This window comes from Enterococcus sp. C76, from assembly GCF_040886985.1.
In the GTDB taxonomy this organism is placed as follows: Bacteria; Bacillota; Bacilli; order Lactobacillales; family Enterococcaceae; genus Enterococcus_B; species Enterococcus_B lactis.
The window spans coordinates 228,903-244,048 of sequence record NZ_JBFOEY010000001.1 but is presented as its reverse complement, the minus strand read 5'-3'; the positions used below and the strand labels follow the sequence as shown (position 1 = coordinate 244,048).

Genomic DNA, 15,146 nt, shown 5'->3' with positions numbered 1-15,146 from the left:
CTATCTGATTTATATCTGGATACCATGAGTAATATAAAAAAGATTGTAACAAAATTCTGATTACAACCTTTTGGCAAACGGTAGATTCACCCCTATTTTCTACGTAATTCTTCATGCATAATTCAGCAACAATCGCGTCTCATCAATCAGAAAGTTTAATTTCTGGCCATTTTTCAAAGTGACAGTAATCATCTCACCATCTTCTTCGATCTTATCTGCTTTTAGAGGAAGATAGTTCAAGTAATCGTCTATGATTTGTTTTTTTCCTCGGTTATTTTGATCTTCATCAAAATAAGATAACCGTACGACTTTTTTGTTCGTTTCATCAATGATTGCCGTTCCGTAGCCTGTTTGCGTGAGGAATTCCATTTGCCAAAATACGCTATCCCCTGAAATCAAAACTTCATAGTCTTGAACAATCACTGGCTCTTTTGGCATGGCTAGCTTTTGAAATAGCTGATTTAATTCCTCTCGTAGCCGATTGACCATATCTAATTGGCTCTGATCTGATTCTTCCATGATAGAAAAGGATTGTGCTTGGCTCATTGCCGTTTCGATAGAGGAAGAAGCTGAACTTAAAGAAGAAATATCTACTGTTCTTTGTTCTTTTGTAGTAATGCTACTCGCTAAAATATCTGGTAAAAAAAACAATCCTGCGCTGAATACCAGAAAGAAAGCAGAAAGAAGGTATAATTTAATTTTCATCTATTTCCCCTCCTAAAGCAAAATCGATCGTGATCGTCGTCCCTGTACCAAGTGTACTTTCTATGTCAAAAGAACTATTATGCAATTCGGTTATTTTCTTTACTAAAGCTAATCCAAGTCCTAAATGTTTCGTTGTTCTTGAAGGATTTCCTGTAAAAAATTCATCTGTTACTTTAGACAAATTTTCTGTTGGTATCCCTCTACCATTATCGGAAAACTTCATAATATAACGCTTTTCTTCCTTTATTCCTTTGACCACTAATTTTCCATCTTCTGCTATAGCTTCTAATGAATTTGCCAAAATATTCATGGCTAATAGCTTGAAAAGATTGAGGTCTAGCAAAATATTGGCAGGTTCTAGTTCGATGGTATAAGTAAACCCTTGTTTCATTCCTTTAAGAAACTTGTTTAGATCATCGCTAATCATATTAGTCGAGATTTCTTCAAGAGAGACACTTGTTCTTTCCAGTTCCATCAATTTCAAAATATCATTGGACAGATGTTTTAATCGGTTGCTTTCTTCAAGGATATAATCGACAGATTCTTCGGCTGATTGGTCCAATTTTTCCCATTTCAACATTTGAGCATAGCCAATAATGGAAGTCAGCGGCGTTCGAATTTCGTGAGAAAAGCTAGAAACGAATAAATCTTGCTTTTCCTTTGCCTGACGGAGAGTTTCTAGATCGTGGCTCAATTTATCGGCCATATTGTTCAAACTGCTCCCTAATTTTCCAATCTCGTCTTGAGTATTGACTATTGCCCGTTCTTTCGTCTTACCTTCTGTGATATGCTGGGCAACGGAAATCAGCTGATTGATTGGTTTTAAGATCATGCCTGTTAGAAAATAAGTGACTGGAATAATGGCCAAAAGTAAAAAGAGCAAGATCAGACGAAAATAGACAAGAGAATCTTTGACGATTTCTTCATAGTTTTTTGCTTGATGGTAAGTGGCTAAACGATAGGCAGTATCAGGTATCTTTGAAGTTGAATAAAGCACCTGTTTGTTTTTAACAGTAGACATGTCGCTGATTTCCACGGTACGATTAGACAACGCTTCTGGAGGTTCGTATTTTTCAAACAAAGTGGGCTTTGTAGTAAAAACCGTTTTGCCTTTTTTGTCTAGAATCTCAAACTCTCCGATTTTGGCTGCGGCTACGAATTCACCATTTTTTCTCATTTCATCTGTTGTTTCATCTCCGTCTGTTTTCGTCGACAACAGCAATAAGAGATTTTTCTGCTGGTTGACCAGCACTTCTTTTTCTTGAGAAACTGTGCGCTGATAAATCGCATGCAGTGTAAAACCACTGACCACCAAATAAATGAGTAGAAAGAAGAATAATAATGAAAAGAAAACTTTGCTTGTATATTTCAAGTTCATCCCTCCAATAGGTAACCTACACCATAAATCGTACGCAAGTCCTGTCCTAATTGTAATTTATTTCTGATTCTTTGGATGTGTAAATCAAGCGTTCTGGAGTTGGGCTCTTCTTCCCTTCCCCAGATTTTTTGATAGATTTTTTCTCTTGGCAGAATAATCCCTTTATTTCTAATTAAGTAAAGAAGTAATTCATATTCTTTAGGAGTCAAAGAAACAGCTTGGTTTCTTGCGGTGACAGCTCTTGTTTTTTCATTGATTTCGATATACTGCCATCTCAGTAATTTATTGGAGTCGTTTTTTCCATTTCTTCGAAGAACAACTTCCACCCGTGCCAGCAATTCTTCCAGATCAAATGGCTTTGTTATATAATCTTCAGCACCTGATCTTAAGCCACTGACTCGATCAGAAAGCTGATCTTTGGCTGTCAAGAAAATGACAGGAAGATCATATTCCCGCATATACGCAAATACTTCATAACCATCGATTTCAGGAAGCATGATATCTAGCAAAACCAAATCAAATTCCTGTTGCTCAATGATATCGGCTGCTTCTTTACCTGTGAATACCGAATAGACTGTATAACCATTTTTTTCTAATGTACGAACTAAAAGTTTGTTGATCGCAGGATTATCTTCTACTACTAGTATCTTCATACAGTTCCTCTCTTTCTGCCAATAGAGCAAATTTGATCCCTAACCTATAAATATACACGAATATCAGTGAAAAGAAAAAGATGAGTACGATCAACAAAAAAGATGGACCATCTATTTTGGTAAATGCTTCAACGAATCTCATGAACGTTTCCTTGCTGTCAGTGAAGACATCCGTACTGTTCAATCTTAAAAAGCGACCGAAGTAAATCCCTATAGCATTGATAAACAAGACGACGCTGATAACTAACCATTGATAGACGCCTATTCCGATTTTTTTGACAATTACATTGGTAACCATCCATAAGCTTTCACAACCGAAAAATGTGGTTGGGAAAACAGAAAGAACGACTAGCAATAATTTATACCAAATTTCCATCTTCACGCTTATCATCATAGTAGATGGATCGTAAGGTGAAAGCAAAGACAGATGGAATAAATCGGTGAACAAATAAAAGTTATTTGGAAAAAACAGTAGCCAGAATAAGATCAGCACGAGAGAGACTAGTTTGGAGCTGCTGACTTTTACCCACCTTGCTAATTCAATCGGGATATATGCCAGAATCGTATTAGTAAAAAATAAATAAAAAACACTTTTTTCATAAAAAGAAAGATAAAGAACGAGCAGCAGCAAAATGTAATATCCTCTAATAAAATACATCTGCTTTTGAATCATTGGACATCTCTCCTTTTTGTAGACTACGCAGGACGGTGATCATTGCGTCCATAATAATTTTCTGTTTTTGATGGATCATCTAGCAAATCGCTGATTGTCGTAAAAGTATATCCTTCTTTTTTTAATTCATCAATCAGCACAGGAACAGCATCTACGGTCTCAGGATAGATATCATGTAGTAATATGATTGCGCCATCATATACTGTACTTTTTACTTGCTGTAAAATTTTTTCCTTTTGTCTGGATTGCCAATCTTGAGAATCAACAGACCACTCGATCATTGGTCGATGAATGATTGCTGCTCCTTTTTTTGTAATAGAGCCATACGGAGGTCGGACATAGGCTGGCTTTTTACCGATTGCTTTCAAAATAGCGTTATCTGTTTGAGTGATTTCCTCACTGATTTCTTGGTCAGATAGACCAGCTAAATCCTTATGAGAAAAAGTATGGCTGCCGATTTGATGACCTTCTTGCACCTCCTTTTGTAAAAGCTGTTCGTGTTGGGAAACATTTTCCCCTAGAACAAAAAAAGTGGCGTGTACGTTTTTTTGTCTTAAAATCTCCAAAAGTTTTGGGGTAGTGGAGGGATTAGGTCCATCATCGAAGGTAAGAGCAACGGTCTTTGATGATTCCTTTGTATCTTCCGTTTCTTTATTTTTTTCATTTTTTGCTTGCTGTTCCTTTGTAGTGATCGTCCAACTGGTAGAATTGGAAATTTGCCATTCTGTTCGTTCTTGTTTCCTAGAACTCTCAGTATCTTCTATTGTTTTACTTTCGTTCGTTGAGGGCGTGAAGACTCTGTTCGTCATATAGACGCTTCCACCTGTAATCCCTATTAGAAGGACGATTGTCCCAAGGGTGATCAAACTTTTTTTAATCATGTGCCTCTCTCCTGCTTTACTGTAATTGCTGACTGATTCGTTTGATTTCTGTGTCAGTCATTTTTTGGTAAGAGATACCGTCAATTATTTCTTCTTCTCCTTTTAATTGATCCGTACTCATTTTAAATTTGGTACTCTTTGTTAAATATAATTTAAATAATTCTCCCAAAGGTAAATTTGTTTTCATATTGTTCCCTAGAACATTGATGATTTTGTCTATTTTAGGTATGGATTCCACAGTCAACAGCTTCTGCATGATTGCTTTGATCACTTTTTGCTGTCTTATTTGCCTCCCATAATCACCATTAGGGTCATCATATCTCATTCTTGACCATGCAAGTGCTTCTTCTGGAGATAACGTAAGGGACCCTTTTGGAAAATCATAATGGTCAAAGTTGAAAGCAAAATCATTGATCACTTCAATATCGCCAACAATACTTAGCATACTCTCTAGCCCCTTCATATTCATTGTCATATAGTAAGGAATAGTAGTATGAAGCATATTTTCTGTCGTTTGTATAGCTGTTTGTTCTCCTCCATAAGCGTAAGCGGCATTTAATTTATCAAAACTATTATGTCCTGCGATTTGAACATAAGTATCTCGTTCTAGACTGATAAGTTTTACTGTCTCATTTTTAAGATCAACATGGGCAGCAATCATTGAATCCGATCTTCCTTTTTCTGTCCTACCAAATTCTCCAGTATCTACACCTAATAGCAGTACATTGAACCGATCCGGTAAATGTGTGGCTGCATCAGCTGAATATTTCACATTCATATTGGCTGCTGTTTTCTTTGAAACCTCAGACAAGTTTTGCAATTTCATATATTCGCTTACACCATAAGCGCCTGCTGCTATAATAAACATCAATAGAAAAATAGATATGACTTTTAATATTTTGTACATTTGTACTCTCCTCCTTTGCTGTTAAGGATAGAAGCAAAATCTATCTGATTTGTATCTAAATCCTATACTTTAGAAAAATTCAAAAAAGGTTGTGACAAAATTTTGTCACAACCTCTTGATAAAAGCGGTATTTCAGAAGTAGCTACTCCGAAAAATAATTTATTTACTGGACTGGCCGATGATCGTTTCTGCCATAATAGTTCTCGACAGTCGTTGGATGCCCTAATAAATCCCCCACTGTCGTGATGCGATACCCTTGCTCTTGCAGATAATCGATCACTTGAGGAACGGCACGAATCGTTTCAGGATAAATATCATGGAATAAAATAATTGCACCATCGTATACTGTTGCTTGGATCTTCTGCAAAATCAAATCAGGATTTCTTGTCTTCCAATCTTCTGAATCGACCGACCATTCGATGATTGGCCGCTGGATAACACTTGCTCCTACACCTGTGATCGAACCATAGGGCGGACGAACGAAAGCGGGGGTTTTACCAGTGGCTTTTTTGATCTCAGTGTCTGTTTTGTCACTTCCTCTGTGATCGACTGGGCAGAAAGCGTCGCCAGATCCTGATGATCATACGTGTGATTGCCGATCTCATGTCCTGCTTCAGCTGTCTGCTTTACAATTTCAGGATGTTGCGCCGTATTTTCTCCCAAAACAAAAAAAGTAGCATGCACGTTTTTTTCTTTAAGTATTTGCAACAGCTGTGGTGTCGTGGTCGCTCCTGGTCCATCATCAAAACTGATGGCAATACTTTTGACAGTTGGATCTTGGACAGCTTCTGTACTTTCTTGTGTTGGTTCTGGTTCAGTTGATTGACCTTGTGCCGGTTCCACTGATTCTTGAGTGGATGCGTTAACTCTAGCTGTTTCAGTCGACTTGTTTTTATTCGTTGATTGTTCTGATTGATTGAAAGATTGTGACGAACGCTCCGAAGAAGTTACTTGTCCTTTCTCTTCGGTGATCAAGGAGGCGACCGAAGTGACTTCGAAAAATAAAATACCTAGCAAAGCAATAATTCCAATAACTAAAAAAGACCGTTTTGACATACACATTCTTCCTTTAACCCTTATTTTCGCAGAATTTCTCAGAAAACAAATTTTTTGCTACTTTATTGCTACTTTATCGCTACTTTATTGCTACTTTATCGTTGGTTATTTTAAAATCAACATTCGATAACACTCAACCTAAAGTAAAGGGCTCTCATTTCTTTAGAATTTTCTGCTATTTCCCATTGATACTAGGATAAATGAAAAAAGAATGGTATATGAGATAAACATGTCTTTTTTTTACTGTATTTTGATGGAATACTATGATAATTCAAAAAATTTATCCACACTTTACACTTTTCAATTGAAAACTTCTATGATAATGACCGCTTTCAAGTGTAAAAAACACTTAAAAGTGGTCATTAGCTGTTATTCATAAGATTTTCCTAAGATAGTTAAATCAATCCGTTGATTATCCATATTTGCAACTTTAGGTAAATGCCCCCATTGCTCAAATCCATTTTTTTGGAACAGCTTGATGCTCGCTTGATTGATAGTAAACACAAAAGCTAAAAGTGTGTCGATCTTACAATCTTTCAGTTGCGATTCAGCAAAGGATAATGCTTTTTGTCCTAAGCCATGTTTTCGATAAGTTGAATCAATATAAATACTTATCTCTGCAGTATTTGCATAAGCTGGTCTCCCGTAAAAATCGCTAAGGCTCAGCCATCCTACGATATTTTGATTGATCTTTATGACCCACAACGGGCGTTCTTTGGTTTGATGAGCATCAAACCATGCTTGTCTCGATTCTATTGTTACTGGTTCTAAATCAGCTGTAGATAAGCGAGTAGGAATCGCTTGGTTATAAATTTCTACGATTCTAGGCAAATCTTGGATCTGTGATAAAGCAAAGTTGATCATTGTTCACAATCCCCTCATACGTAATTGAGGTTATTATATCACTATCCTTCCTTGCTACAATCATCTTTTGATATTTTTCTGAAAAATTGTTTTTCAATTACAGAGGAGTTGGTCGGGAAATTCTCGTGTATCTGTAATCAAGGTCCTGCCGAATCCTGCAGTTCCCCTTATCCCATGAAAGTCAGAACCTCCGAAACAAGAAAAGTGATAGGTTTGGATGAACTCTGAAAGGACTTTAAGGTCTCTTAAGCGATGAGCTGGATGATATTTCTCCAAACCATCAATCCCGAATGAAGCGAGTTCAGGAATCAAATCATAGTTGTCAAATTTCCCTGGACATGCTAAAACAGTCAATCCTCCGCCGTATTTGATTGCTTCTATGGCATCATATACATTTATTTTTTTCCGATCATCAGAAACTTCTTCTGTCGTCATGAGTTTTTGATAAAACAGAGGATTCATTTGTGTACCATAACCTCTTTTTTTCAATAAACGATATAAATGACAGGGATAAAGTGCAGTTGCCGTCTCTGCTTCCTTCCAAAGTTCTTCTTCCTTCAAACGATAGCCTTCTGCCTGCAGTTTTTTTAACTTACATAAAGTTTGATTTGTTTGAAAATGGAGTAACGGTCTGCACAACTGCTCGATATAGCTCCGATTTGAAAGATTGTAGCCCAATATGCGGACATCTTTTTGTCTTTTCAAGTCAAAGGCACTAATTTCGATTCCTTCAATCAAATTAACAGGTGAATCATAGAATACTTCTTTTACTGCTTCTATTCCTGCGAATGTATGGTGATCCACGATGGCTAAATGGTTTACTTCTTGAGTTGTTGCTAAAGACAAAAGCTCTTTTGGATGAAAAAAACCATTCGAATAGCAGCTGTGCACATGTAAATCTGCCTTCATTCCCGTTCTCCTCTTTCTATAAAAATTTATGTTTTGACTATATATTTTTCTTTTAATTTCAAAGAAATGAATTCTAGCAATACAGCAATCGTCAAGATCATATAGACCATTACACCAATCTCTCGAAAATCAAAATAAAAGTTACTAGCCATCGTCAACTGAAAGCCTAATCCTCCTGCACCAGCTGCAGCTCCTACTGCGATCGCATTTGTAAAATTGATTTCAAACCGGATGAATGTCCAAGAAAGCAACGTCGTAAAACAATGAGGGAGAACACTTTGAAAAACAATCTGCCACCAGCTTGCTCCACATGCTTTCAAACTTTCAATCATACCAGATTCCATTTCTTCGATACTTTCAGAATAAACTTTTGTCAAATAAGCAATGCTGTGAAAAGACATCCCGATAACTGCAGCATTCGCTCCTAATCCGATCAAAATAGAAAAAATCATGACCCATAAAATTGTGGGAACTGCTCGAATAAACGACATCAGCCCTCTTATCATATTGGAAAGAAAGCCGCTGCTTAAATTTCTGGAAGCTAACAGACTAAGAAAGAAGGCAAGAAAAGCACCAATCACCGTTGTTAAAACAGAGAGGCCAATCGTTACACCAAGGCTTTCTATTAAAGAGAACGCCGTAAATCTTCCAGATAACTGTGGACGTAAGAAAATATTGAATATATTGGAAAAAAAAGCAGAAACTGCTTCTGTTAATTTGACATTCCCGTAATCCATCGTGATTACCGTATATACAGAAACCAAACATAAAAATAGGAGCATAAGCTTTACAATGATCCGTTCTTGACGCCATAGTTTTACTTTTATTCTTTGATTTCTTTTCCTAAATGCCACTTTTGAATAAGAGGTTGGATTAAGTATGGCATTCGTTTCATTTGTCTGATAATCCATCATCAGCGGATCATCCTCCTTACTGTATTCGAAGTCGTCTCCAATACGATAACTGCGATAATGACAGTCAGCGTAACCATTCCGACTACATCGTATTGGAATCTTTTGTAATAAAAGTCAAATAAAAAACCAATACCAGTTCCTGTCAGTATCCCGACTAGCGTAGCATCCCGAATATTATTTTCAATTAGAAAAAGGAGCCAGCTAAGGAGCTGATTCAAACACATCGGCAAAACACCTTGCCAAATGATTTGCAAATAGGAAGCTCCTGATGCCATCATTGCTTCAATGACGCTGCCAGATACTTCATCGATCGTTTCCATGAAGGAACGAGTCAAATAACCAAATGTCGTAAAAGTAATCGCCAAATAGCCGGTAAATTCGTTTTGTTTGAAACTTAGTAACAAAATCATTGCCCATACGACGATAGGGACATTTCTGAAAAAACTCGCCATGCCTCTAGCCATCACTTTTGTGAAACGATTCAACCCGATTTCTCTTGAACCAATCACAGCTGCTATCAAGGCAATTACAGCACCTGATGTCGTAGCAGTCACTGCCATCAGTATCGTCTGGATGAGTCTAGACACGATGATCGATAAATAGGCTAGAGAATCACTTGTCGGAATAAAGTTGGAGAATAGCCAGGTAAAACTTTTTGGTATAGCAGAAAAAGCTGTTCCTGCCTGAAATCCAACGCCATGGGCTGAAATAAAATAAAGAAAAGCAATCAGCAAAATATAAAACAAGCGATATCTTTTTTGTTGTCTGAAAAATTTTTCTGCCTCTATCTTTTCCATTCTCTCATCCTTTACACTAATAATTTTTTAGATTGATAGATCGTTTCTATTTTTTCTTTTGTTAACTCAGACGGTCTTCCTTCAAATACGATTTTTCCACTATTCACTCCAATGATCCTATCGGAATAATCGATGGCTGTTTCCACTTGATGCAAGTTGACAAGGCAAGTAATCGCCAATTCATTGGTTATTCTTTTTAAGTAATCCATGATCGTTTTAGCAGATTTTGGATCAAGAGAAGCTATTGGTTCATCACATAAGATCAGTGCCGGATTTTGCATGAGTGCTCTGGCGATTCCGACCCGCTGCTTTTGTCCACCACTTAATTCGTCACATCGAGTGTACGCAAATGCCGAAAGATCGACCTTTTCTATAAGATCAAAAGCCTGTTCTTTTTCTGCTTCTCGATAAAGCCCAGCAGCTCCACCGAGCGTTGTTTTATAACCCAAGCAGCCATGCAGTACATTTTCGATTACGGTAAGACGACTGACAAGATTATAGTGCTGGAAAATCATACCAATACGTCTTCTTTTCTTTCGCAGTTCTTTTCTTTTCAGCTCATTCATTTCCCTCTCCTCAAATCGGATCCTTCCACTATCTGCTTCGATCAATCGATTGATCGTACGCAAGATAGTAGATTTCCCCGCCCCAGAAGGTCCGATGATCGAAACAAATTCTCCTTTTTCAAGTGAAAATGAAATGTCCTGCAATGCTTGATTTCCGTTTGGATAGGTTTTTGTAATATTTTTTACTTCTAATAGCATTTGGCTGTCCTTTCCAATCTCTTCTTATTTATTCATTTCTTTGATTTCATCGTAAAAGTCATCTGTGACTTCCACATATCGCTCATTTCCTTCTTTTGTGAACATCCCTGGGACATCAGCATCTTTTGGTGCAAAAATAGCTGTGTTTTCAGCCGTACTATCGGCAGTCATCCCTTCGATGATCTTATCGATATCTCCTTCCGACAACGTCTCTTTGTTTGCTGCAATTGGTCCATTCAAGACCGGTATGGAAAAAATGACTTGTGCTTGTTCCCCTTGCACTGTGTCAAAAGGAGCTTGAGCATCTTTTTTTACTTCGTAAATGACTCCTGCCTTGTTTTCTTCTCCTTGGATCACATCAAAATATTGTGGCATATTCATAAAAGCAGCTACATCCGCGTCACCTTTTAATAAATTGATCATCGATCCTTGATGAGACCCACCAAACAACACTTTTTCAAAGAATAGACCATCCATGATAAGATCATCTGTATTCTTTAAATCAAAATGTTCAGCGATTTTGTTGCTCGGTACAGTAAAACCAGAAGTTGAGGTATTCGTGACGAAAGAAATCGTTTTGTCTTTGATTGGATCAATCGTATAGCCACCTGTTTCTTCATACTCTTTGCTGTTTTCTGGTTTCACCGCTAAAAAGCTGTAATATAACGCGTCTTCCAGCGTTCCGCTTGGCCCAGAATTGGTCAAGATGGCTTCTACTTGCTCATTTTTCTTGTTTGCTTCGATATAACCTTCTGCACCCATATAAGCTAAGTCTACTTGTCCATTTGCAATAGATTCCACGACCACGTTGTAATCTGTACTTGTCACTAATTCGACTTTCTTATCTGTAGCTTTTTCAACCACCGCTTTTACCGCTTCTCTTGCCGGTTCAAACTCTGCAGCAGATTCATTAGGGTAAAAAGCAATTTTGATCGTATCAGAGGATTGGTTTTGATTACCACTTACTGTCTGATTAGATGAACGACAACCTGCTAACACTATTAGAGTTGCTATTAATACTATACGCACCATTGTTTTTTCTATTTTTTTCAACTCAAACATATCTTATGCTCCTTTTATTTATTTGCTACATCTTTAGTGTACCTTCTATTTGTAAAGTTCTAATTTGTATCCTTCTTAATTCAAATAAAGATTGTAAAAACTATGTAAACACGTGATTTCTCTATTCAAAAAGTTTATCTAAGCAGGAACAAGGTTCTTTGCCTCTTTTCGGCTGGCTAGACCTAAACCGCTTTAAACAAAGATTTACAAAACTCACTGTGCTGGAAATATTTTTACGACGAATTCTTTCCTATTTCGGTTAAAAACAAAAAGCATGACCTACAACATGCAGGTCATGCTTTTCATTCACTCTTACTTGATTAAAGGAGAAGTATCTGTGATAATTGCGATCAATTTCTTTCTTAACTGATCGAATTGACGATACGATTGATTGAATAATGTTTGCACAGACTGATGGCTGTTTTCCATCCAATTTTCTGGCTTTTCCTCTCCAAGAAAATCTGCTAAAAGCTGGTCTGTTTTTGTTTTGTTTATTTTCTCCGCTTCTTTTAGCAAATAAAAATCTTCTACACCACGATACAGTTCTTTATAGCGAAGAGACAAGAGCAGGCTGCCAGAGACAGATGGATAGACTAAGCACAAGTCACCAATTGGAAGTGAACTAGTATTATAACGGATATCTTCTCTTGCATGTTCTGGCCAGCAGTTATATGCCCACCTCAGCAGACCATCCGTTCTAAAATAATAAGCTAATGCGCCTTGTAACCGGCTTTCTGTCAATGGACTGTGTAAGAATGTATTTGGTTTATCTGGATAATTACAGATGTAGTATTGTGTTTTTCCAGGAAATTGTTCCTTCAGCCATCCATGGTTTTGACAAGTACAATAAAAAGATGTGACTGGATAGTCGATTTCTGAAATCAAGGCTTGTAAGACTGGTTCCTTGTCAAATGCTACTTTCAACTGCAATGTTGGTTCGATTTCTTTTAGACGTTTGACAGCTTCTTTAAACGTATCGATTTCATGAGCTTTTGGCTCATCTGCCATGAGACGAACTTTGTCCCAAATGTTCTTTTTCTTGAAATAGGTAAACAATTGCTGGAAATATTGTCTGAGCTCTTCTTGTTTTTCAATGAATGCCATTTGCTGCATTTCCTCATCATAATAGCGGATCACAAGTTTTTCTGGATGTTCTACTGCTTTATTCAAAGGAAAGAAAGGTGGCTGCCAGACGCCTAAAAGGCCGAACACATCGATTTCTTTATCGATCCCTGCTTCAAAAAAACAAGCTAAATACTTATCCAATATTGAAAAATCACACTGGATATTTCCTTCTTTTGTTTTGAGGACTTTGACCATTGAGTATTCATACAAGTTAGCTGGGAAATCTTTAACAATATAATTGAACCATCCTTTCCAAGGGATCTCTCCTGCAATGACTGTAATCGTTTTTTGGCCTAACTCAGCTAAGGTTGAAGCCATTGTCTGAATCAGTTCAAAATGTTGATTACTCCAAAGAGGCACTTGGAATGTACGAGAAAGATTAGAAGGTTGTTGCCAAATATCTAAATGGAAGGAATCAGTTACTTTATCACTGAACGCAAAGGCTTCTACGGTTACTTCTAATCGTTTCTGTCCGATGACTGTTTCTTTTGTCGTTATCCCTGCTTGATAAATCGTGATATCTATCGGATAGATACCGGATTTTTGTTGACGATCAACCGGGATTTCTACATAAATAGGAGCAAAGCGATCGCCAGAATAAGTATGTGCGTTTTCTTCCAACAGTTTATCCCCATAGAAAATATCGTCTTTTCCGCAATAATATTCAATAAAATTCGATTTGATTGGCAGTTCCGAGTTGATCTCTATCCGGTATATAGGTATTTCAATCGCATCCGGGATCGTAAATTGATCGTCTAAGCTGTAATGATTTTTCTTCCCATCATGTAGCAATAACTGAAATGCGGCTGTACTATTTCGATAAACAGATAGATTTTCGAGTGGTTCCGGTTCTTGGGCAAGCATGCTTGTAGATGGTTTAAAGGTTTCGTTCGTCAGCAAGATATTCATGGACAACCTCCTGTTCTTTTTTCGGATAGGTATATAAAGAGAATTTGATGATTTTAGGCATATTACCGATATACGGCGTATAGCGCTCATCCCCATTCAAAACACGCTCTGTGATCCATTTTTTTCCTTCAAAGTATCCTTCTTCAAAATTCAAAATTTCTGAACGCCGCTCTTCATCTACTGCTTCGTGGAATAGCGCAAAGTTGCACCCAGCAAAAAAATAATCATTTTCTAATTGAAAAAAGAGACCGGCAGTGTTCAGCTGCTCTTTCTTATCTTTACTTAAATATTTGATCAAAAATCGGTAATTTTCATCTTGATACTGATACGTCGTGTCCTTTTCCTTTTTAAAAGAATGGATTTTGAGTGTTTCATCCGTTAAAAATGGGGTTAGTTCTTTGATTATTTGATAACACTTAGTAAAATAAGGCAAACTTCCTGTCGGGTCAAAAGCCGCTTGGTCTAATCCTAACTGTTTCAAGAAAGCCTGATCCTCGTCTATTATAGCTTCCGTACTTTTTCGAAGATCTTCGATTCCAAAAGGAGAATACAAAAGTGCTCCTTGCCCAAATGCATAGAAACAATTGGATAGATAGCTTAGATCTTTTCTTGTTTCTGGTATGAAAAGGGGTTGATCAATCATTTGATAATCTTGAATGACTTCCCGAACATTTTCTTCATAGATATCTGGAGCAAAAGCCGTTAAGCTAGGTGCATTTTTTGCCCATACGTTTAATACATTTTTTGTAGGCCCACCGCTAGGATAGTCGCCCGCGCGTTTTCCTTCTTTATGCAGCCAAGCATTGGTGAACAACGGGATATCTAACCATCTTTTTGCCTCTACTGCCATCTTTTCCAGTGCATGACTAAAGGCGTAGGCCATGAATGTCTCATCTGAAAGTTCTTGCCATTTTTTTGCTTGAGGATATAATTCTCTGATTCTTTCTGGAAGTGTGGATCCATATATTTGCTGTGCTTTTCTAGAGTGATCCCTTGCCGTTTCAAGACAGCCGACCTCGTTTTGGATCTGCATCATGCATACTTGATCTTTCAGCGGATGCTGACTGATAAATTGACATAGGCTAGATAATGCGCGGCAATCTGCTTCAATTGCTTTCGTGCAAAATGGTGAGATACAGTTTAACTGCTCTTGCTTTTGGTTGACTACTCTAAAATAATTTTCTGTGTCTGTCTTGATCCATGAAGGAACATAAGTAGATAAACCGTTTTTCCATAAACCGAACCATAGAAAAACCAACTTGATCTTACTTTCAGCCGCTTTTTGTAACTGGGCTTCTATCAAATCAAAGTTGAATATTCCCGGACTTGTCTCGATATTTTCCCAATAAACAGGTACAAGCAGGGTGTTCAAGCCAAGATTGTTCACAAAAGGCCAAATATTTTTTTTCATAGAAAGCACCGTAGAAGCTGCTGAATTATGCACTTCTCCGCCTAAGAGAAGACAGGGTTTTTCATCCATGAGAAAATAGAACCGATTGTTCTTTTTGATTATTTCATATTTCATTTGTTTCCTCCGAGTATCGATTCT

The 15,146-nt window shown here is 37.3% G+C and carries 14 protein-coding genes and 1 pseudogene; all 15 read right to left on the bottom strand.

Going from position 1 to position 15,146, the window contains the following annotated elements:
* Window positions 1–111 precede the first annotated feature (111 nt).
* Window positions 112–705: a hypothetical protein gene (locus tag AB3I00_RS01225; RefSeq protein ID WP_002345998.1), complete on the bottom strand. Its 594-nt coding sequence runs from the start codon at window positions 703–705 to the stop codon at window positions 112–114.
* A complete protein-coding gene (locus tag AB3I00_RS01220) occupies window positions 695–2,083 on the bottom strand; it encodes a HAMP domain-containing sensor histidine kinase (protein ID WP_256277974.1) in 1,389 nt (462 codons plus the stop codon). The genes AB3I00_RS01225 and AB3I00_RS01220 overlap by 11 nt, the downstream gene beginning before the upstream one ends.
* Window positions 2,080–2,736, bottom strand: coding sequence for a response regulator transcription factor (locus AB3I00_RS01215; protein WP_368024642.1), 657 nt, complete (start codon window positions 2,734–2,736; stop codon window positions 2,080–2,082). The genes AB3I00_RS01220 and AB3I00_RS01215 overlap by 4 nt, the downstream gene beginning before the upstream one ends.
* Complete coding sequence (locus tag AB3I00_RS01210) at window positions 2,711–3,409, bottom strand: DUF1361 domain-containing protein (protein WP_368024641.1); 699 nt, start codon at window positions 3,407–3,409, stop codon at window positions 2,711–2,713. The genes AB3I00_RS01215 and AB3I00_RS01210 overlap by 26 nt, the downstream gene beginning before the upstream one ends.
* 23 nt (window positions 3,410–3,432) lie before the next feature.
* Window positions 3,433–4,290 (bottom strand): polysaccharide deacetylase family protein, encoded by an 858-nt coding sequence (locus AB3I00_RS01205; RefSeq protein ID WP_368024640.1) that lies wholly within the window; start codon window positions 4,288–4,290, stop codon window positions 3,433–3,435.
* A 16-nt stretch (window positions 4,291–4,306) separates the two neighbouring features.
* A complete protein-coding gene (locus tag AB3I00_RS01200; RefSeq protein ID WP_368024639.1) occupies window positions 4,307–5,197 on the bottom strand; it encodes an LCP family protein in 891 nt (296 codons plus the stop codon).
* A gap of 163 nt (window positions 5,198–5,360) precedes the next feature.
* A pseudogene (locus AB3I00_RS01195) lies at window positions 5,361–6,253 on the bottom strand (polysaccharide deacetylase family protein).
* Between the two features lie 369 nt (window positions 6,254–6,622).
* A complete protein-coding gene (locus AB3I00_RS01190; RefSeq protein ID WP_368024638.1) occupies window positions 6,623–7,117 on the bottom strand; it encodes an N-acetyltransferase family protein in 495 nt (164 codons plus the stop codon).
* Between the two features lie 93 nt (window positions 7,118–7,210).
* Window positions 7,211–8,026, bottom strand: coding sequence for a PHP domain-containing protein (locus AB3I00_RS01185; protein ID WP_002308779.1), 816 nt, complete (start codon window positions 8,024–8,026; stop codon window positions 7,211–7,213).
* Between the two features lie 26 nt (window positions 8,027–8,052).
* Window positions 8,053–8,937, bottom strand: coding sequence for an ABC transporter permease (locus tag AB3I00_RS01180; RefSeq protein WP_070770378.1), 885 nt, complete (start codon window positions 8,935–8,937; stop codon window positions 8,053–8,055).
* Between the two features lie 2 nt (window positions 8,938–8,939).
* Window positions 8,940–9,737, bottom strand: a complete 798-nt coding sequence (locus tag AB3I00_RS01175; protein WP_149558472.1) for a phosphate/phosphonate ABC transporter permease — start codon at window positions 9,735–9,737, stop codon at window positions 8,940–8,942.
* 11 nt (window positions 9,738–9,748) lie between these two features.
* Complete coding sequence (phnC, locus tag AB3I00_RS01170) at window positions 9,749–10,501, bottom strand: phosphonate ABC transporter ATP-binding protein (RefSeq protein ID WP_010732263.1); 753 nt, start codon at window positions 10,499–10,501, stop codon at window positions 9,749–9,751.
* Between the two features lie 24 nt (window positions 10,502–10,525).
* Window positions 10,526–11,563, bottom strand: a complete 1,038-nt coding sequence (locus AB3I00_RS01165) for a phosphate/phosphite/phosphonate ABC transporter substrate-binding protein (protein ID WP_083314612.1) — start codon at window positions 11,561–11,563, stop codon at window positions 10,526–10,528.
* Window positions 11,564–11,875: 312 nt separating this feature from the next.
* On the bottom strand, window positions 11,876–13,597 hold the full coding sequence (locus AB3I00_RS01160) for a DUF4091 domain-containing protein (protein ID WP_368024637.1): 1,722 nt from the start codon (window positions 13,595–13,597) through the stop codon (window positions 11,876–11,878).
* Entirely contained in the window at window positions 13,566–15,122 is a 1,557-nt protein-coding gene (locus AB3I00_RS01155) for a DUF5597 domain-containing protein (RefSeq protein WP_368024636.1), read from the bottom strand. The genes AB3I00_RS01160 and AB3I00_RS01155 overlap by 32 nt, the downstream gene beginning before the upstream one ends.
* Between the last annotated feature and the right edge of the window lie 24 nt (window positions 15,123–15,146).